Annotated in this window: 23 protein-coding genes; 16 read left to right on the forward strand and 7 right to left on the reverse strand. The window is 32.1% G+C overall.

Translation table 11 applies throughout. The features are described from left to right. Positions 1–321: 321 nt before the first annotated feature. Positions 322–729: a GNAT family N-acetyltransferase gene (locus tag AC3EMB_RS11785; RefSeq protein ID WP_071730175.1), complete on the forward strand. Its 408-nt coding sequence runs from the start codon at positions 322–324 to the stop codon at positions 727–729. A gap of 117 nt (positions 730–846) precedes the next feature. Continuing rightward, positions 847–1,500, forward strand: coding sequence for an MBL fold metallo-hydrolase (locus tag AC3EMB_RS11790; RefSeq protein ID WP_053564539.1), 654 nt, complete (start codon positions 847–849; stop codon positions 1,498–1,500). A 124-nt stretch (positions 1,501–1,624) separates the two neighbouring features. Here AC3EMB_RS11790 and AC3EMB_RS11795 read toward each other — a convergent pair whose 3' ends face one another. Beyond that, positions 1,625–2,248 carry a TetR/AcrR family transcriptional regulator gene (locus AC3EMB_RS11795; protein ID WP_071730177.1) on the reverse strand — a complete coding sequence of 208 codons (624 nt, stop codon included), beginning with the start codon at positions 2,246–2,248 and terminating at the stop codon, positions 1,625–1,627. 121 nt (positions 2,249–2,369) lie between these two features. On the opposite strand from AC3EMB_RS11795, the gene AC3EMB_RS11800 reads away from it, so the two are divergent. Beyond that, positions 2,370–4,601, forward strand: coding sequence for an MMPL family transporter (locus AC3EMB_RS11800; RefSeq protein ID WP_488517702.1), 2,232 nt, complete (start codon positions 2,370–2,372; stop codon positions 4,599–4,601). A gap of 47 nt (positions 4,602–4,648) precedes the next feature. Here AC3EMB_RS11800 and AC3EMB_RS11805 read toward each other — a convergent pair whose 3' ends face one another. Further along, positions 4,649–4,831, reverse strand: coding sequence for a DUF4021 domain-containing protein (locus tag AC3EMB_RS11805; RefSeq protein ID WP_001060657.1), 183 nt, complete (start codon positions 4,829–4,831; stop codon positions 4,649–4,651). 200 nt (positions 4,832–5,031) lie between these two features. Between AC3EMB_RS11805 and catA the strand changes: the two genes are divergently transcribed. The 4 genes from catA (at position 5,032) to AC3EMB_RS11825 (ending at position 8,186) form a co-directional block, all read left to right on the forward strand. Further along, a complete protein-coding gene (gene catA, locus AC3EMB_RS11810) occupies positions 5,032–5,682 on the forward strand; it encodes a type A chloramphenicol O-acetyltransferase (RefSeq protein ID WP_000668543.1) in 651 nt (216 codons plus the stop codon). A 339-nt stretch (positions 5,683–6,021) separates the two neighbouring features. After that, entirely contained in the window at positions 6,022–6,546 is a 525-nt protein-coding gene (locus AC3EMB_RS11815) for a GNAT family N-acetyltransferase (RefSeq protein ID WP_071730214.1), read from the forward strand. A 37-nt stretch (positions 6,547–6,583) separates the two neighbouring features. Then, positions 6,584–7,522 (forward strand): GNAT family N-acetyltransferase, encoded by a 939-nt coding sequence (locus AC3EMB_RS11820; RefSeq protein ID WP_098679775.1) that lies wholly within the window; start codon positions 6,584–6,586, stop codon positions 7,520–7,522. 154 nt (positions 7,523–7,676) lie between these two features. Next, positions 7,677–8,186, forward strand: coding sequence for a GNAT family N-acetyltransferase (locus tag AC3EMB_RS11825; RefSeq protein WP_063547205.1), 510 nt, complete (start codon positions 7,677–7,679; stop codon positions 8,184–8,186). Positions 8,187–8,211: 25 nt separating this feature from the next. Here AC3EMB_RS11825 and AC3EMB_RS11830 read toward each other — a convergent pair whose 3' ends face one another. Then, positions 8,212–9,099 (reverse strand): DMT family transporter, encoded by an 888-nt coding sequence (locus tag AC3EMB_RS11830; RefSeq protein ID WP_098679774.1) that lies wholly within the window; start codon positions 9,097–9,099, stop codon positions 8,212–8,214. A 170-nt stretch (positions 9,100–9,269) separates the two neighbouring features. Between AC3EMB_RS11830 and AC3EMB_RS11835 the strand changes: the two genes are divergently transcribed. From AC3EMB_RS11835 to AC3EMB_RS11850, 4 genes are all read left to right on the forward strand, one after another. Further along, positions 9,270–9,830 (forward strand): helix-turn-helix domain-containing protein, encoded by a 561-nt coding sequence (locus tag AC3EMB_RS11835; RefSeq protein WP_098127490.1) that lies wholly within the window; start codon positions 9,270–9,272, stop codon positions 9,828–9,830. Between the two features lie 33 nt (positions 9,831–9,863). Continuing rightward, the gene (locus AC3EMB_RS11840; protein ID WP_071730188.1) at positions 9,864–10,808 is read left to right on the forward strand and encodes a hypothetical protein; all 945 of its coding nucleotides are present in this window, start codon (positions 9,864–9,866) and stop codon (positions 10,806–10,808) included. 170 nt (positions 10,809–10,978) lie between these two features. Further along, complete coding sequence (locus AC3EMB_RS11845) at positions 10,979–11,128, forward strand: aspartyl-phosphate phosphatase Spo0E family protein (protein WP_000417698.1); 150 nt, start codon at positions 10,979–10,981, stop codon at positions 11,126–11,128. Positions 11,129–11,305: 177 nt separating this feature from the next. After that, positions 11,306–12,697 carry a protoporphyrinogen oxidase gene (locus AC3EMB_RS11850; protein WP_098679772.1) on the forward strand — a complete coding sequence of 464 codons (1,392 nt, stop codon included), beginning with the start codon at positions 11,306–11,308 and terminating at the stop codon, positions 12,695–12,697. 55 nt (positions 12,698–12,752) lie between these two features. On the opposite strand, the gene AC3EMB_RS11855 is transcribed toward AC3EMB_RS11850, so the two are convergent. Beyond that, positions 12,753–13,301, reverse strand: coding sequence for a hypothetical protein (locus AC3EMB_RS11855; protein WP_000275232.1), 549 nt, complete (start codon positions 13,299–13,301; stop codon positions 12,753–12,755). A 310-nt stretch (positions 13,302–13,611) separates the two neighbouring features. Between AC3EMB_RS11855 and AC3EMB_RS11860 the strand changes: the two genes are divergently transcribed. After that, positions 13,612–14,163, forward strand: a complete 552-nt coding sequence (locus AC3EMB_RS11860) for a GNAT family N-acetyltransferase (RefSeq protein ID WP_098678992.1) — start codon at positions 13,612–13,614, stop codon at positions 14,161–14,163. Positions 14,164–14,206: 43 nt separating this feature from the next. On the opposite strand, the gene AC3EMB_RS11865 is transcribed toward AC3EMB_RS11860, so the two are convergent. Together AC3EMB_RS11865 and cspD are read right to left on the reverse strand one after the other, a co-directional pair. After that, positions 14,207–14,392, reverse strand: coding sequence for a cold-shock protein (locus tag AC3EMB_RS11865; RefSeq protein WP_000286203.1), 186 nt, complete (start codon positions 14,390–14,392; stop codon positions 14,207–14,209). A gap of 86 nt (positions 14,393–14,478) precedes the next feature. Continuing rightward, complete coding sequence (gene cspD, locus AC3EMB_RS11870; protein ID WP_000176366.1) at positions 14,479–14,682, reverse strand: cold-shock protein CspD; 204 nt, start codon at positions 14,680–14,682, stop codon at positions 14,479–14,481. Between the two features lie 383 nt (positions 14,683–15,065). Here cspD and AC3EMB_RS11875 point away from each other — a divergent pair, with 383 nt between their 5' ends. The 3 genes from AC3EMB_RS11875 (at position 15,066) to AC3EMB_RS11885 (ending at position 17,484) form a co-directional block, all read left to right on the forward strand. Beyond that, positions 15,066–15,962, forward strand: a complete 897-nt coding sequence (locus AC3EMB_RS11875) for a CPBP family intramembrane glutamic endopeptidase (protein WP_069355583.1) — start codon at positions 15,066–15,068, stop codon at positions 15,960–15,962. After that, the gene (locus AC3EMB_RS11880) at positions 15,962–16,621 is read left to right on the forward strand and encodes a nucleoside/nucleotide kinase family protein (RefSeq protein ID WP_142238912.1); all 660 of its coding nucleotides are present in this window, start codon (positions 15,962–15,964) and stop codon (positions 16,619–16,621) included. Before AC3EMB_RS11875 ends, AC3EMB_RS11880 begins: the two co-directional genes overlap by 1 nt. A 257-nt stretch (positions 16,622–16,878) precedes the next feature. Beyond that, the gene (locus AC3EMB_RS11885; protein ID WP_078401666.1) at positions 16,879–17,484 is read left to right on the forward strand and encodes a PRK06770 family protein; all 606 of its coding nucleotides are present in this window, start codon (positions 16,879–16,881) and stop codon (positions 17,482–17,484) included. A 70-nt stretch (positions 17,485–17,554) separates the two neighbouring features. Here the strand turns inward: AC3EMB_RS11885 and AC3EMB_RS11890 are convergent, their stop codons facing one another. Further along, positions 17,555–18,421 (reverse strand): LysR family transcriptional regulator, encoded by an 867-nt coding sequence (locus tag AC3EMB_RS11890; protein ID WP_069355584.1) that lies wholly within the window; start codon positions 18,419–18,421, stop codon positions 17,555–17,557. Positions 18,422–18,550: 129 nt separating this feature from the next. Between AC3EMB_RS11890 and AC3EMB_RS11895 the strand changes: the two genes are divergently transcribed. Then, on the forward strand, positions 18,551–19,594 hold the full coding sequence (locus tag AC3EMB_RS11895) for an aspartate-semialdehyde dehydrogenase (RefSeq protein WP_488517703.1): 1,044 nt from the start codon (positions 18,551–18,553) through the stop codon (positions 19,592–19,594). The last annotated feature ends 47 nt before the right edge of the window (positions 19,595–19,641 follow it).

The raw sequence follows: 19,641 nt of genomic DNA on the forward strand, positions 1-19,641 counted from the left end.
GTTATTAAGTTGTAAATCATTTTATGATAAAATCTTTTACATAATTTAATAAAGGGGTAGTTTTCAATGGGTTATTTCTCAAATGGTTTATTAGTTTTATTTGTGCTAATCGTATGCAGTTGTATATTTTTTGGTTGATAATATAATGAGAGTCTTATATAAAAGAAGTTATCTTAAGTGAGATAACTTCTTTTTATTTTATGTTGAGAAGGAATTCTATCTTTCTTATTGAAGTTTGTTCTAGTTATTTTTACATCGATCAGATTTGTGTAATGGGAATTTTATGAAATATAAACAAGCCAGAGAATAGGGAGTATTTACATGGAAAATAGTATACGCTACACAAGTGAACATCCTACAGATTTTAATGGATTATTATTCTTATACGAATCTTTAGGATGGAATTCTCTTAAATTAACAGTTAATGAATTGGAACAAATGTGTAAACATAGTTGGTATGCAATATATGCATTTAAAGAGGAACAATTAATTGGGATGGGGCGTGTTATATCCGATGGAGTAATAACAGGCGTTATTTGTGGTGTATGTGTATTGCCAAAATATCAGTCCATTGGTATTGGGAAAGAAATAGTGGAACGATTAATCCAGCACTGTGAACAAAACAAGGTTATTCCACAACTTATGTGTGTAGAAAAATTGCAATCTTACTATGAATCTATAGGGTTTGAGGCATTCTCTATTGGTATGACAAAACATATTATAAGATAGAGGAGCTTTATCACGCTATTTGCCGGGCAGTAAAACCCCCACTGATTAAAGTTTCACTTTATATTTTCAGTTTACTCGTACATATTTTCAAACTTTAATATAAAGGAGAATGGCTGTATGGAGATCGCTAAAGGGATAGAAATGTTACAACTTGAATTTCAAGAATTTGTTATTCATCCAATTCTTTTATGGGATGATGAAATGGCAGTATTAATAGATACGGGTTTCCCAGGACAAATTGAAGATATACAAGTAGAGATGGAAAAGGTTGGGGTATCATTTGATAAGTTAAAAGTCGTGATTTTGACGCATCAGGATATTGATCATATAGGTAGTCTTCCGGAGTTGTTGCAGCGCTGTCGAAGTAATATTAAAGTTTATGCGCACGAACTAGATAAGCCATATATCGAGGGGGATTTACCTTTATTGAAGGACGGAAATATAGAGAACCGACCAAAAGGAAAAGTGAGTGATACTGTGATTGACGGGCAAGAACTTCCGTATTGCGGTGGAATACTAATTCTTCATACTCCAGGGCATACTCCGGGTCATATTAGTTTATATTTGAAACAAAGTAAAATTCTTATTGCAGGAGACTCTATGTATAGTGTGAATGGGATGTTAGGAGGAATTCACGCCCCAACAACTATAAATATTAAGGAAGCACAGCAGTCTTTGAAGAAGTATTTAAATTTACATATTGAATCTGTAGTTTGTTACCATGGGGGATTTAGTAAGGGGAATATAAATGTTCAACTTCAAAATTTGTAAAAGTTAAAGTGAAATTTTTTGTTAAACAGCATTGAAGTATAATCTGATTATTAGTATATAAATAAATTATAAAAGAGCATGTTTGAAAAAATTCAAACATGCTCTTTTATTAAAGAAAATCAGTTTAATATGAATGACCTAATCCGTTCCAATAAAAAGAAACGATTTCTTGTGATAATTCATCTATATTTGCAAGAATAGGATTGTGATTTTCATCTTTAAAATTCCCAATTGATAATAAAGATACGAAAGCATGAGCCGCAAATTTAGCGTTCCCTTTCGGGATTTCTCCGATGTGCATCGCATTATCGAGTGCTTTTTCTAGTACTTCATACATATTATCTTCAGCATTTTTTAATTCTTTCAATTGTTCTTCAGATAACGACAGTTTTGCATCTCTCATAAAATTTTTCATATCAATATCCATCGTTGCGTGTAAGTAAACTTTAGCGAAGTCTAATAATCTTTCTTCTAACGTTTTGTTTGTAGAGAGTATTTGAGACATATTCTCACGTATACGTACCATCATTTCGATCATAGTAGCGGTAAATAAATCGGCTTTTGTTGAATAGTAATAGTAGACAGTTGCTTTCGTAACACCACAAACTTTTGCGACCTCATCCATAGAAACGACTTGATAATTTTGTGTAAGAAATAAGCGGGTTGCTACTTCTAAAATGGTTTCTTTTGTAGATTTTGTATTTTTATTTTGACGCGGCCTTCCGAGAGGACGTTGTTTTTGTTCCAAATACATTCGCTCCTGACATTTATGATTGAGATAATTATAACATAATTTTCAATCATTCTTGATTAATTAACCGACCAGTATATATAATTAATAATGGAGGAAAAAAGGAAGGTGGGTTTTTATGAAAAAGCACCCGTTACATATGTTAGGGAGGCTTGTAGCAGGGAGAAATACGCAGTGGATCACTTTATCGGTGTGGATTCTTATTACATTATTACTTTCATTTACGTTACCACAAGTAAACAGTACGAAAGAACCGAATCCGAAAAATTTACCTGAAACAGCTATGTCACTGCAAGCGGAAGCGCTTATGAAAAAAGAGTTTCCGAATAATGCAGGGAATCCGTTGTTAGTAGTATGGTATAGAGATGGTGGATTACAGTCACAGGATTATAAACTCATACAAGATGTTTATAAGGAGTTAAAAGCTAGTCCTTTAAAAGAACAATCAACGTTACCACCATTTGATACAATCCCAGAGCAAGTATTATCAAAAAGTGCATCAAAAGATGGTACATCATTTGTTACACCGGTATTTTTTAATAAATCTGCTGGTACAGATATATTAAAAGGAAATCTTGAAGAGTTTAGAAAAATAGTGAATAGTAAGGTGGATGAAGATCCATTTAAACAAAAAATAAGTGAATCTGGTTTACATGTTCGATTATCAGGACCTGTAGGTATTCAAACGGATGCAGTTAGTTTATTTAGTCAAGCAGATGTGAAATTGTTAGTGGCTACTGTACTACTAGTGTTAGTTTTGTTAATTTTACTTTATCGTTCACCAATTTTAGCGATTTTACCTATACTTGTTGTTGGCTTTGCATACGGTATTATTAGTCCTACACTCGGTTTTTTAGCTGATCACGGATGGATTAAAGTAGATGCCCAAGCGATATCAATTATGACAGTATTATTGTTTGGCGCTGGAACGGACTATTGTCTATTTTTAATTTCGAGATATAGAGAGTACTTGTTAGAAGAAGAAAGTAAATATAAAGCATTACAACTTGCGATTAAAGCTTCTGGCGGTGCAATTATAATGAGTGCATTAACTGTTGTACTTGGATTAGGAACATTACTACTTGCTCATTATGGAGCCTTTCATCGATTTGCAGTACCATTTAGTGTTGCTGTATTTATAATGGGAATCGCTGCTTTAACGATTTTACCAGCACTATTATTAATATTCGGTAGGATTGCATTTTTCCCGTTTATACCGAGAACAACTTCAATGAATGAGGAGTTTGCAAGAAAGAAAAAGAGGGCTGTAAAAGTTGAAAAATCAAAAGGCTCCTTTAGTAAAAAACTTGGAGATATTGTAGTACGAAGACCGTGGACAATAATTATGCTAACTGTATTTGTATTAGGCGGATTGGCTTCATTCGTACCACGTATTCAATACACATATGACTTATTAGAGTCGTTTCCAAAGGATATGCCTTCTCGTGAAGGGTTTACGTTAATTAGTGATCATTTCTCAGCTGGTGAACTAGCACCAATAAAAGTTGTTGTTGATACGAAAGGCAAAGAGCTTCCTATTAAACAAGAACTAGAGAAATTTTCTTTCGTAAATACAGTGAAAGAGCCAAAAGAGGGAAAAGAAAATAAGCAAATACAAATGTATGAAGTTTCTTTAGCGGAAAATCCATACTCAATTGAAGCGTTAGATCAAATTCCTAAATTGAAAAGTAGTATAGAAAAAGTATTAAAAGATGCTGGGATTAGTAATGCTAAAGATCAATTATGGATTGGTGGGGAAACAGCTTCATTATATGATACAAAGCAAATTACGGAACGTGATGAATCAGTAATTATTCCAGTAATGATTAGCATTATCGCTTTACTATTACTTGTCTACTTACGATCGGTTGTTGCGATGATTTATTTAATTGTAACTGTCGTTTTATCATTCTTCTCAGCGTTAGGAGCAGGATGGATATTACTTCATTACGGTATGGGTGCGCCGGCCATTCAAGGTGCGATACCGTTGTACGCATTCGTATTTTTAGTTGCTTTAGGTGAAGATTATAATATCTTTATGGTTTCAGAAATATGGAAAAACAGAAAGACACAAAATCACTTGAATGCAGTAAAAAATGGTGTAATACAAACAGGTAGTGTTATTACATCGGCTGGTTTAATTTTAGCAGGAACTTTTGCAGTGTTAGGTACACTTCCAATTCAAGTATTAGTTCAATTTGGTATTGTAACTGCAATTGGCGTATTACTAGATACGTTTATCGTAAGACCGTTACTTGTACCCGCGATTACAGTAGTTTTAGGCCGATTTGCTTTTTGGCCAGGTAAACTTTCAAGAAAGAGTGAAGAAATACAAAAGGTGGATGCATAGTTAAAAAAGCCAAGGATATTTTCCTTGGCTTTTTTAAATGTAGTTAATTAATTTTTTGAAGTCAAATCATCAGCTGCAGCGTGATCAGCATCTTCAATTGTTGTTTCGGGCATTCCGTATAAGCCGTTCATTGCTTGTTCTTCGATAGTAAGATTTGCAGTATTATTATTTTGAATAGATGTAGTGTTTTCAGTAACATTTTCTTTTTTATTCATATTTTTGTTATTCATGTATGTATCCTCCAAATTTCATTTGATTTATCTATAGTATGTGGATGGATTTCCAGAAATATGTGAATTGATTCTTACATATGTTATATAATTAAATGAATAATTAGGGTGAATTGTAAACTGTTAGGAGTGACAAAGTATGGTGAGAGCAAGGGAATTAGCCTTCTAAAATAAAAAGAAAATTTTAGGAGGCTATTAGAATGAAGTTTCATGTAATTGATAGAGAAGATTGGAATAGAGAGCGGTATTTTGAGCATTATTTAAAGTTGAAATGTACATTTAGTATGACTGTGAATGTTGATATCACGATGTTATTAGAGGAAGTATATCAAAAGGGAATAAAATTTTATCCCGTTTTTATATATTTAATTTCTAGAGTAGTAAATAATCATAAAAAATTTCGAACATGTTTTAACGATGAAGGAGTTTTAGGCTATTGGGAGGAAATGATACCGAGTTATACAATCTTTCATAAAGATGATAAGTCTTTTTCAAGTATATGGACGGATTATTCAAGTGATTTCCGCACTTTCTATAAAAAGTATGAAGACGATATGAGATACTATGCTAGTGTTCATGGTCTTTTCACGAAAGAAAATATTCCGCCTAATGTATTTCCGATTTCTAGCATACCTTGGACTAGTTTTACTGGATTTAATCTTAATATTAATAATGATGAAAATTTTCTATTGCCAATTATAACTTGTGGGAAATATTTTAACGAAGGAAACAAGGTTATGCTACCAGTTTCATTGCAAGTACATCATTCGGTTTGTGATGGATATGATGCGAGTAAATTTATAGAAGATTTACAGCAGTTAAGTAATACTTGCAACGAGTGGCTTAAGTAATATCTAATTTTTAATTATATAAAGTGAAACTTTAATCAGTGGGGGGGTTCAGCCCTCACCAATCGGGATTTTACGGGCAATTGATCCCCCACCTAACTTCTTTGCTTTCGCTGAATTTTGAGGTGGGGGTCTTACTGCCAGGCAAATAGCGGGATAAAATTGAAAATGAATAAAAGAAGAGAACATGTTTATATTACATGGTCTCTTTTTATTATTCATTAATACTAAGTAACTGTGGAAAATATAGGGTGATTTGTAGTTTAATAGTAAATAGAGTGATTAGTGTTAATTTTCTTATTTTTTAAAAAGGATATAAATGTTTTAATAGGGGGGAGTAAAGTGAAATTTGTAAGCATTGAAAAAGAGGAGATCCTAATTGGGAATATGGCAAATTTGTATTGTAAATTATTTGAGAAAACAAATTTCAATGAAATGATCAAGCGAATGAATAGGCATATAGAATATACAGGTTTTAAAGGTATAGTAGCAATAAATGATGAAAATGAAGTAGTTGGTTTTACTTATGGTTATCGCTCAATGGAGGGACAGTACTATAATCAATTAATGAGAGAAGCGTTACATCTAGAGCAAGTAGACGAATGGTTGCAAGATTGTTTTGAATTTGTAGAGTTAGCAGTTCACCCACAATATCAAAATAAAGGTCTTGGAACGAAATTACATAATAAATTACTAGAAGGGGTTTCAAATAGAACGAGTGTTTTAACAACACAAATAAACAATGAAAAAGCACGTTCGTTATATGAAAGATTAGATTGGATAAATGTATTGGAGCCATTTCATCCAAGTAAAAATGATGTTCCATATGTAATAATGGGAAAAGCATTAAAAACAAAAGTGAATTGATAATTATGGCATTCACAAAAATTATTGGTTTGTAATAATGAAGGGGAAAACAACAATGATATCTATAGAAAAAGCTACAATTTTAGATGCTGAGAAATTAACAGAAATAATGAAAAGAACATTCGATGCAGAAGCAAAACAATGGCTATACGGCCAAGATGATGTCATTGATTATAACATTCAACCGCCAGGATATTCTTCAGTTGAAATGATGGAATATTCCATTGAAGAATTGAATTCTTTCAAAGTTGTAATGGATAAAGAAATAATTGGAGGGATAATAGTTACGATTTCTGGTAAGTCGTATGGTCGAATTGATCGTATTTTTGTAGATCCTGTTTATCAAGGAAAAGGAATTGGATCACATGTTATGAAATTAATAGAAAAGGAATATCCAAACATAAAGATTTGGGATCTCGAAACATCTAGTAGACAAATTAATAATCATCACTTTTATAAAAAGATGGGCTACCAAATGATTTTTGAATCGGAAGATGAGTATTGTTACGTGAAAAGAATAAAAACAAGCTCAAATAAAGAGAGTGTAGTTACAAATAAAGATATGAAAAATAGTCAATACGAAAACTGTAATTTAGCAAATACAGAGTATTATCAAGTGAATTTAAAAAACAGTTCATTTGTTGGTAGCAATATAATGAATACGAATATGAGTAATTGTAATGTAAGTCAATCAAAGTTTAGAAATATAAATTTTAGATGGTCATCATATGCAGATTTAAATCTTTCTGGTAGTAAATTTAATTTGGTGACTTTAGGTGGAGTGCAATTTAAAAATACAAGTCTCGGAGATGAGAAGGAACCTATTTTATTCGATAAATGTGATTTGGAAGGTAGCACCATAAGTAATAGTAATCTGAAAAATATTGAAATAGAAAATTGTGATATAGTCGGCATGAAACTAAATGGTATTCCAATTGAAAATTTGTTTAATTTATATAATAAAGTGAAAAGTTAACCATATAGATATAGTTGTTAATCTTTTTGGAAATTAAGTATTATATCGAAATAATTATGTAAAAATGACATAAAGAAATACGGACGAGAAGGTCATTCATGAACGTTTCTAGAATACACACAAATATATTGTTATTTATATGGAGGAGAGAAAGATGGGGATCAACGTTAGAGCAGTAGAAATACAAGATGCTAGAGCAATTCATCGTATATGTATACAGGATGACGTTTTACCGTATATGGTTTTCTTACCTAGCATGCGTGTAGAAGCTATGGAAAATCGAATTCGAAATTTAGCACCAAATCAATTTGAATTTGTTGCAGAATATGATGGAGAAATTGTTGGGTTTGTAGGTTTAACACAAAGTCCGGGACGAAGATCTCATTCAGGCGATTTATTCATTGGGGTTGATAGTGAATATCATAATAAAGGAATTGGGAAAGCACTTCTTACGAAGATGCTTGATTTGGCTGATAATTGGTTAATGTTAGAGAGAGTAGAACTAGGTGTGTTAGAAACGAATCCAAAAGCAAAAGCTTTATATGAAAAATTTGGATTTGTAGAAGAGGGAGTAAAGATAGGGAATTTGAAAGCTCACGGAAAGTTTATTAATGAAATTATGATGAGTCGTTTTAGACCGGATGGTTTAATTGTACATAATTAGTAGTTAAAAGCATGACAGTATACTGTCATGCTTTTTTATTAGAATTTGGCTGTATTAAAAATAATACTAAACCAATAAAAATAACGGTAATTCCTAGTCCTTGTTGTAAAGAAATGGTCTCATGTAATATAAAGTACGCTAGTATACAAGTGCCAATTGTTTCACCTAAAATACTCATTGAAATTACAGTAGCACTTATCCATTTTAATAACCAATTAAAAATGGTTTGTCCTAAAATTGTAGCAATGAAAGCTAATCCAATAAAGCACAACCAAGTTTGTGTAGAGTAATGGATGAAAGATCCTTGTTGCGTGAAAGCAAATATGCCAAGAAAGCCAGCACTACTTCCATAACTAATTACCGAATATGGTATAAGTGACAAATCTTTACGAACGTGTTGGCTAATGAAAAAATAAGCAGTAATGATACCGGCAGCGATAAGTGCTAAAATATCTCCATATAAAGCTTCTCCACTAATTTGGAAATCTTGCCAGCCAATGATGATACTACCTGAAATAGCGATGAGGCAACCAATAACTGCTCCTTTCGTAAACCTCTCCTTAAATAAAAAATAACCACCAATCATTGAGAACAAAGGTTGTAACGTTACGATAACTGTAGAGCTTGCTACAGAAGTATATTGTAATGATTCAAACCATAGTACATAATGTGCAGCTAAAAATAGCCCAGATACGAATCCAAGTGCCCATTGTTTTTTCGTTAAAGTTTTTAGCTCATTTCGACTATTTTTATTAAATAGTAATAACGGTAACAGAATTAGTGTGGCAAAGAATAATCGGTAAAAAGCAATGATTGTCGCAGGAGCATCTGCCAATTTTACAAAAATAGCTGAAGTTGATAAGGCGAATACACCAAAAAATAAGATGCAATATGAAAGAATAGGTGATTTCAAAGTTTGTCCCTCCGATAGAATGTTTATTATAATAAACTTAATACGATATAATGTACAAAGGTAAGTATATAAGTCCCGGAGATAATAGGGAAGGGTTATTTACCTTTGTTTAGTATGTCAGCACAAAGACAACGAAACATGCATTATGATGGACGAAAGGAAGTTTTACTATGGTACATGATAGGCTTGGGCAAACAGTATTAAGTTATCGTAAGAAAAATAATATGACAATTCGTGAATTCGCTGATTATGCAGGGATTAGTACGTCGTTAATTAGCCAAATTGAAAGAGGACATGCTAATCCTTCTTTAAATGTTTTGGAATTAATTGCAAAAGCATTAAATGTACCGCTGTTTACACTTTTTATTAACGATATTGATACAGATTCGCTCATTTCTAAGAAAAAAGATCGAAAAAAAGTATATCGGGAAAACAATGATCACATTGTATATGATGTATTAACACCTGATTTTATGAAAGCACGTATTGAAATGTTAATGATGGATTTAAATAAACGAGCAAACACAACAGAAAGCCATTATTCCCATGAAGATAAGGAAGAGATTGCTGTAATTATGAAAGGGGAAGTGTATGTGGAATTGGAGGGAAAAGAATATTTTTTAGAAGAAGGCGATGTTGTACGTATTCCACCGAATGTGAAGCATCGATTTTTGAATAAAAGTGATGAATCGAATCACATTTTATTTGTCCTGACACCATCTTTAGGATGAAAATATAGTGATTTTTATTAGGGGAGTAAGAAAATGGGAAAAAGTATTTTAAAAGGCGGTCTTTCAATTATTTCTCAATGTAAAAAAGAAACAAATGATATTTGGCATGCACATTTTGGAGCAGCTGCAATTGCTAGTTATTTTTTTATGAAAGATAATCATATTGATGAAGAAACAGCTCGTAATATACATTCGCAAACAAGGATGATGCTAAGCAAGAAAAAAATTGGTGAGATGATTGATGATAAAAAAGAAATAGATTTTCAAATTGCGGAGAATATGATTATAAAATCTTTAGAACAAACGATTGATGAACTTCATTGGGTCGGGCATAACGTCATTTATGCGTCATTAAGCTTATTAGCTATGAAAGAGCTACAAAAATGGGGAGATAATCAAGCAATTGAAGGGATTACTACTCTTATTTTATCATTTCGAAAAACAATTCCAGGTAGATCGTGGATTGGTTATACGATGAAAGAAGTAAAACAATTAAGTTTTGAAGATGAGATACAAAGTGAATTGAGTAATCCAACACAAGTATCTCGATTCGTTTTAAATGAGTTATCGAAATTTAATAGTATTTATCGAGCAGAATCACATCATGATTTAATTGGGCATTTGCTTACATACTCCCACGCAATTAATATAATGTACGATTTAGGACATATAGATCTATTTCAACGAGGGATACGTCCGCTTTTAAAACTAGTATACGTACTAAGAGCTAGCCAAAAGCTCAAGCTGAATACGGAAATAACTTTACACTCACCCATAGATCGATTACCTTTAATTCAATCTAAACGTGCAAATATTTTACCAACTGAAAATATATTTTGGATAAAAGACTATAGTGAATTCGATTGGGATTTTGGTCATGTATTTAAATTCTCATATAGTTATTTTAATCATATAAAGAGAGCTCCAAATTATAAAGATATAACATTAGAAAAATTCCGGTATGTTATTCATTCTTAATGAACGTCAATAATCTGTAAAAGGAAGCTTAATCTAGTTTCTTTTTTTGTTAGTAGTATATTATTTTTTCAAATATGTAAGATTTTACATGCGTATTTTACTTTTACTAATTATGTAAGTAGGCTATACTGAAATACATACATTTTATTTTTGGAGAGATGTAAAACGACATGGAACTAGCGAAATTGGAAAAAGTAATTGAAATAAAAAAAGAAGAACTTTTATATTTAGTATCGGATTATGGAATTCAACATGAAAAAGTATTGGCATTGAGTCAAGAACTAGACAAATTAATCAATTACTTTATGTTTTTAAAATAAAGAGAACTATGACGGGGTTTGTAAATGTTATAGTTCTTTTTTATTAGGTAATTTGAAAATATATTAAAATATATTGTCTAATTTCTTACAGAATGCGCAACTTGCTAGTCGAATATAAGGACTTTTGGTTATAATAAAAAGGAATTATTAATTGTATCGGTTAGGAGCGCAGCACATATGAAAACAGTTGTTGTTATCGGTGGAGGTATAACGGGACTTTCTACTATGTTTTATTTAGAAAAATTAAAAAAGGATTATAATATCGATTTAAATTTAATTCTTATTGAGAAAGAAGAGTATTTAGGTGGTAAAATCCATAGTGTGGAAGAAAAGGATTTCATTATGGAGTCAGGGGCGGATTCAATCGTTGCTCGTAATGAACATGTTATGCCACTTGTAAAAGATTTAAATTTAGAAAATGAAATGGTATATAATGAAACGGGTATTTCTTACATATATTCTGAAAACATGTTACATCCAATTCCTTCTGATACTATATTCGGGATACCGATGAGTGCCCGGTCGTTGTTTAGCAGTACGCTAGTCTCAACGAAGGGGAAAATCGTAGCTTTAAAAGATTTCATAACGAAAAATAAAGAGTTTACGAAAGATACATCACTTGCTCTATTTTTAGAAAGCTTTTTAGGGAAAGAGTTAGTGGAAAGACAAATTGCTCCTGTGCTTTCAGGCGTATATTCTGGTAAATTGAATGAGCTTACAATGGCATCTACATTACCGTATTTACTGGATTATAAAAATAAGTATGGAAGTATTATTAAAGGTTTTGAAGAGAATAAAAAACAATTTCAATCAGCAGGAAATAAAAAATTCGTATCATTTAAGGGTGGACTATCTACGATAATTAATCGCTTAGAAGAAGTGCTGACTGAAACTGTCGTAAAAAAAGGTGCTATAACGACGGCTGTAAGTAAACAAGAAGATCGATATGAGATTTCTTTTGCAAATCATGAAACAGTACAAGCAGATTATGTTGTTTTAGCAGCTCCACATGATATAGCGCAAACTTTATTACAGTCTAATGAGTTAAATGAGCAGTTTAATACATTTAAAAACTCATCTCTTATTAGTATTTATTTAGGATTTGACATACTAGATGAACAACTACCAGCTGACGGTACGGGGTTTATTGTAACGGAAAACAGTGATTTACATTGTGATGCTTGTACATGGACAAGTCGAAAGTGGAAACATACATCGGGTAAACAAAAATTATTAGTTAGAATGTTTTATAAGAGTACCAATCCGGTATATGAAACAATCAAGGATTACAATGAAGAAGAATTAGTACGAGTAGCTTTATATGATATTGAAAAGAGTCTCGGAATTAAAGGTGAACCAGAAGTAGTTGAAGTTACAAATTGGAAAGATTTAATGCCGAAATATCATTTAGAACATAATCAAGCGGTTCAAGCATTGCAAGAAAAAATGACAAATTTTTATCCAAATGTATATTTAGCTGGTGCCTCATATTACGGTGTTGGAATTGGTGCGTGTATTGGAAATGGAAAGAATATTGCCAATGAAATAATGGCTACATTAAATAAATAATACTGTAGAATAAATAAAAACTGTTCCTTCAGCAAAATGAAGGAACAGTTTTTATTTATTTTATTTGAATGGAAATTTTATTGTTTTTTACATTGTTTTCTTTTATTGTTAATGTTATTTCTCCAGATTCTTTAAATGAATACGGTGATAGTTGATAAATATCTTTTATATCATGTTTTTCTTGTAATTTACTTATCGGTATTAATACGATATTTGGCTTCCATGTTTCTTGTTTTCCTGAAGGATATTCTATAAGTATTACCGGATTTTTTAACTGCATTTTTTTCCAAGAGACGAAATATAGTTGAACTTCTGTATCTTTTTTTAATAATTCTTCGGAGAAATAACCGAATTCGCCTACATTACCGAAAACAGTGTAGTTTTGATTTTTTAATTTAATATCTAAATAACTAGGTTGATATGTTACTGCATGATAAGTTCCATATGAAAGTGAGAGTATAGCAGCGATTAAAATACCGATTGAAAATGTCTTAAAGCTATTGCCTTTAAAGTTAGTCATCATGAAAGAGTTTGGTGTGAATTTTTTTGCGAATAAAAAAATAAGTAATATGAGTAAGAGGGATAAGCCGATGAATATATACATAGGAAATTTACACCTCCACAATAAAATAATGTATTAACTATATTTTACCATAAATGTATGGGGTAGGGTGGTTGTTTGGAAGGAGAAAATGAAGAAACAATTTTTTTACAGTTCTTGATAATTTGAAATTCGATTTATGGAAATTATAGCGTAATGTTTGAGTAGTAATCAGAAGGTATCCAATTCGTGTATATAGAATAAAGAGGGAATGCGTCATTAGAAATGTTTGATTTATGGAACAATAAGGACTTTAGTAATTATAAATATTTTTTCTGATATAATGAATGAGTAGAGAGAAAGGAGTGATCCTATGGCATTTCCTATATTAGAAACAGAACGCTTACGTTTAGTTGAAATAGAACAATCTTATTGTCAAAAAATATATGAAATCTTTTCATTGGATGAAGTAACGTGTTATTACGGTATGAATTCTTTTACGGAGTTTGGACAAGCTTCACGTATGATCGAATCTTTTTCGAAAAATTACTTTGAGAAAAAGGCAATACGATGGGGAATTGTGTTAAAAGAAACGAACGTTTTAATAGGAACAATTGGACTAAACAATTTACAATTATGGAGTAAACGATCTGAGATTGGATATGACCTGCATCCTCGTTATTGGGGAAATGGTTATGCGTCAGAAGCGGCTCGAGAAATTATTGATTATGGGTTTAAAGATTTGGGTTTGTTTAGAATTGGAGCTATTACATATCCTGAAAATGTTACTTCTTGTAGAATGTTATCTAAAATCGGCTTTCAAAAGGAAGGTCTATTGCGCGGATATATTCATCAAGGAAATAAGCAACACGATGCATTATTGTATTCTATAGTGCGAACTGATATTGGGGACATAAATTTATAATAAAAAAAACCTCTTAATTAAAAGAGGTTTTTTTTATTATAAATTAACCTAATTTAGGTAATAAACGTTCTCCGCTTTTCATGCTACTTTTACATAAAGGGCATTTAGGCTCTTCTTCAAATGAAAAGTTCTTTCTCATCCATCCTAAACAATCCTCTGATTCACATTCCCAAACAGGGGTTTGTTCTGGTGGTACTTCTGCTACATCGTTCTTTCGATTGCGATACATGTAACCACTCCTTTTATGTAAAAAATTTTAGTTATATATTAAAAAGGTTGTTAACCTTGCTGGTAACAACCTTTTTATTGTTTGAATTATAGCTTTACAACGTTTTTAGCTTGAGGTCCGCGGTTACCTTCTTCAACTTCGAAGCTAACTTCTTGACCTTCGTCTAGAGACTTGAAGCCGTCGCCAGTGATAGCTGAGAAGTGAACGAATACGTCGTTACCGTCTGCAACTTCGATGAAACCGAAACCTTTTTCGCTGTTAAACCATTTTACTTTACCTGTTAATGTCATGGTAATGCCTCCTAAAAGTAGAAAAATTACAATATGATCGGCCTTATTTGAATGAAAATAAAAGTTCACATATTATCAAAAACCCATAAGGAGTACAAAATGTCCCTGATTGATACTTGATAATATGCAAAGAAAATATAGTGTTAAATTGACCTTAATTACTATCTTACAACAAATGGTGGGAAATAGCAAGTGCTGGTAATACCACTGACTAATCTGGGTGATAATAGTAAAGGCACAAAGGCACCTCTTTTATTTATATATTATTCCTAATTTGAATTTATTCCAAACAAAAATCATTTATATGAAAAAATAAGTTTAAATAAAAGGCTAAATATTATTTTAATATTGCTGATGAGTACCATAATTAGGAGGATAGAATATTGCAAAATAAACAATTTAAAATAATTGAAGCAGCAAAAGAAGGAAGAAGAAAAGTTCATCCTGTTTTTGCTGTCATACTCGCGATTATATTTTTAACTTTAGGTGAATTATTTATGTTGTTTATGCTGATTTTACCGAAAGCAGAAACAACTTTTATGAAGGCGATTTATAGCGACATTGAGATGATATTAACGTTTGGCGGCGCAATATTTTTTGTGTTTTTATGGATTAGATTTGTAGAGAAAAGATCATTTTCATCCATTGGTTTTTGGGGGAATCAATGGATAAGAAAATATTTGAGAGGTGCATTAATAGGATTTGTTTTCATTTCAATACCAGTAATTTTACTCCTATTAGCAGGAGTTGTAACATTACAAATACAAAAAATTACAGTAACCGCTATATTGGGTATTGTAGGTTCTTTAGTCGCATTTTTAATACAAGGGGCAACAGAAGAAATTATTGTACGAGGTTGGTTATTCCCGGTTCTTTCTGTTAGAAGTCGTATATGGGTTGGGATTGTTGTGACGTCTTTCTTATTTGGTTTTCTTCATTTACTTAATCCAGGTATTACAATTCTTTCAATATCGAATATAATATTAGTTGGTGTATTTGCAGCTTTTTACGTTTTAAAAGACAGTAGTCTGTGGGGGATTTGCGCATGGCATTCCATTTGGAATTGGGCACAATATAACGTCTACGGTTTTGCAGTTAGCGGGATGACCATATATTCAACGCCGTTATTTAAACCTGCAACAAATGGCCCCGTATTCCTTCATGGAGGCACGTTTGGAATTGAAGGTAGTATCATTACAACAATCATGCTCACTATCGCTTCAATTGTTTTATGGAGAAAGTTATGGGGAAGAAAAGCGAAACAACGAAATTTTAGTTAATGAAAGAGGGAGAAACTATGGGGATAATAGCATTTGAGGGAGCAAGCGCTGTTGGTAAAAGTACCACGTGCCGTGAATTAGAAAAGAATTATGGTGCTTATATAATACCTGAAGTGAATTCTTTATTTGAAAGGCCAAAAAATGAACATAGAACATGGTATTTTGAAAAACAAGTTGAGCGCTGGAATATAGCTGTTCAGAAGTCAGAGCAATATGAATTAGTAATACTCGATGGGGATATATATCAACCACTTAGTTATAATTGGTGTTTTCATTTTGATATATTTAATCAGCCATTATCTTTAATAGAAAATTTTTATAAAGAAAAGATGGTAAATAGGGAAATTGGTTTTCCGGATCAATATTTTTATTTATATACGAACGATGAAGAACTTAGAAAGCGGAAAGTATATGATGAAACGAAAAGAAGGAGAAACTTTGAAAAACATTTACATATATCAAAATCTTTTCAGCGTTATTATGAAAATTTAAATACTGTTACAGATGGGTATTGTAAATTAATTGAGGCGAGAAGTGTAAAATCGAATGAAATAGAAATTGTAAATAATTTAAACAGTTTAAATGTTTGTGAAGAAAGACGTTTTGATGTTTCGAGGTTAGATGCTATTACGAAGTGGTTAAAAGAAAATCGTGCATAAAGTAAAAACAACGAGTGTTGTAGAACGCGCTCGTTGTTTTTTTGCTTCTTTATAAATATAAAGGAAAAATTTGTAGAATACTTTCAATATTTAACAGAATAATCTTTCAATTTTAAAGAAAAAGAAATACAATATGAGAAAGTATATATAAATAATATGATAGGGGATGGGATGCGATATTTTAAATGAAGTAACAGTTTTTATATAAAAAATAATTAGGTAGTCAGAACAGAGATATTTGGGAGGAAACAAGCGCGATGAAAACACTATTTAAAATAATCGGTATTCTAGCTGGTATGGCGGTAATCGGAGTAGGTTTAACATATGGTATGCTGCATTATTTAAATAATAGTAAACCAGCTGCGAAAAAGGCATCACCAGCTGCTCCAGCAGTAGAAGTATTAGCTGATAGTAACGTAAAAGCAGAAGATGCAAGGCTTTTAGAGAATGGCAATTATTCATTGCCAAATAGTGGTTTTAATAAAAATTTTAAATGGACAGATGAGAACATACAGACAGCATTACATGAAATGGCACATCAAAAAGCGAAAGCTGATCAAAAGTGGGGCTATATTTTTATTACACAAGAGCGGATTGAAAGCTTAATTGATATTGTAAAGAGTAATGATCTTGTACAGGGAAGTACATATGTAGAAATTTTAGAACGATGGAAACAAGGAAAATATGAAAAGGTTGATGGGGATCACAATAAGATTTGGAAATTACAAAGTGGGAATTTAGGAGAAGGAAAAGGAGTAATGTCGGAAGCTGAGCAAAAAGAATTAATTAATCAAGTGTTTATGAACAAAGGTACATATTCAGGTAGTAAATTAATTGCAGGTGGCGGACAGACTAATAAATAATATACTAATTAATGTAAGAGAGTAATTGCTTATTAGGCAATTACTCTTTTTATATGTACTTCTTAATATCTTAATCTTGTTCAAGTAAGGAAAGAAACGACTGTAACACCGGGGAAATCCATCTGGATTTATGATAGATTACATGACTTTGAATAACGGATGGAGTTTCGATAGGCTGAAAACATAGTTGTTCTTTTTGACAACTTTCCTGTACAACGATATAAGGAAGAATTGAAATGCCTAACTCACACATGACGGATTGTTTAATGACTTCAACATTGGAAGTTTCAAATGTTTTAGCTGGAATATTTCCGCTTTGACGTAAAAAACGATCTACCATTGTCCTATAGCCGCAACTTTGTTCTGTAAAAATGAACTGAGTTTCCTGTAATAACTGGAATGGATTTGTATGTGCAGCGGAATAAGCTGGTAAAATCCATCCAAATGTTTCATTACTAAAAGTACGCGTAATAAAATCATTATGTTCTATACTTTCTCCAATTATGAAGACAACGTCTGTTTCTCCTTCACGTAATTTTTGTAATGCTTGTTCATTTGTGTTTGTTTCAAGTACGATATTTACTTTCGGATTTTTCTGTTTGTAAGTACGTAATAATTGTGGTAATCGGTATACCGCTAATGATTCATTAGATGTAATACTTAATGTACCTTCTAAATAATCTGTATTTTGGGGGATTTCTTGCGCTTTTTCATATATTGAAAGTAATTCTAATGCATAAGGATGAAATTGATGACCTGCTTTTGTAAGTAGCACTTTTTTCCCTAACCGATCGAAAAGAGGAATATGTAAATCGTTCTCTAAAGCTTTCATATGTGCTGTAACAGTAGATTGCGCATAACCTAGCGCGTGCGCAGCTTTAGAAAAATTACCATACTTCACAATGGCGCAAAATGTTTTAACATGTCTCATTTCCATAAGCGATCCCTCTTTTATTATCATGATTTGTGAATGATTATATCATGTATTTTAATTTTCCAAATGATTAAATTCTGTATAAAATGAAATTGTAGAAATATTCATTCAGGTGATATTGGAGGAGAACAGATGATCAAAAAGGGCTATCATGTAGCTGTTGTTGGGGCTACAGGTGCGGTAGGGCAAAAAATTATTGAACTGTTAGAGAATGAAATGAAGTTTAATATAGTTGAAGTTACATTGCTTTCGTCAAAACGATCCGCTGGTAAGAAAGTAAGATTCAAAGGACGAGAGATAATTATACAAGAGGCAAAAACAACTAGCTTTGAAGGTGTAGATATTGCCTTTTTTAGCGCTGGGGGAGAAGTATCTAGACAATTTGTAACTCATGCAGTTTCTAGTGGTGCGATTGTAATTGATAACACAAGTGAGTACCGAATGGCACAAGATGTACCGCTCGTTGTTCCGGAAGTGAATGCGCACACTTTAAAACAGCATAAAGGTATCATTGCAGTTCCAAATTGTTCAGCATTACAGATGGTAACAGCACTTCAGCCGATTCGAAAATCATTTGGTTTAGAAAGAATTATCGTTTCAACATATCAAGCTGTATCGGGTTCTGGCATTCATGCGATTCATGAATTACGAGAGCAGGCTAAGTCTATACTTGCAGGTGAAGAAGTGAAGAGTGATATATTACCGGTGAAAAAAGATAAAAAACATTATCCAATAGCATTTAATGTACTGCCTCAAGTAGATATATTTACAGACAATGATTTTACTTTTGAAGAAGTCAAAATGATTCAAGAAACGAAGAAAATATTAGAAGATGAAAACCTAAAAATGGCAGCTACTTGTGTACGTGTTCCAGTTGTATCGGGGCATTCAGAATCGTTTTATATAGAACTGGAAAAAGAAGCAAGCGTTGCGGAAATCAAGGGAATACTAATGGATGCACCAGGTGTTATTTTGCAGGATAACCCTAGTGAACAGCTGTATCCAATGCCATTATATGCAGAAGGGAAAATAGATACATTTGTCGGAAGAATACGTAAAGATCCTGATACGCCAAACGGATTCCACCTCTGGATTGTTTCCGATAACCTATTAAAAGGTGCGGCTTGGAATTCAGTTCAAATCGCAGAGACTTTAGTGGAAAAGGGGATACTTTAATATAGTTTAAAAAACTGGGGAATCGTTAATGATTCCCCAGTTTGTAT

The sequence above is a fragment of the Bacillus sp. LQ16 genome, assembly GCF_057784645.1.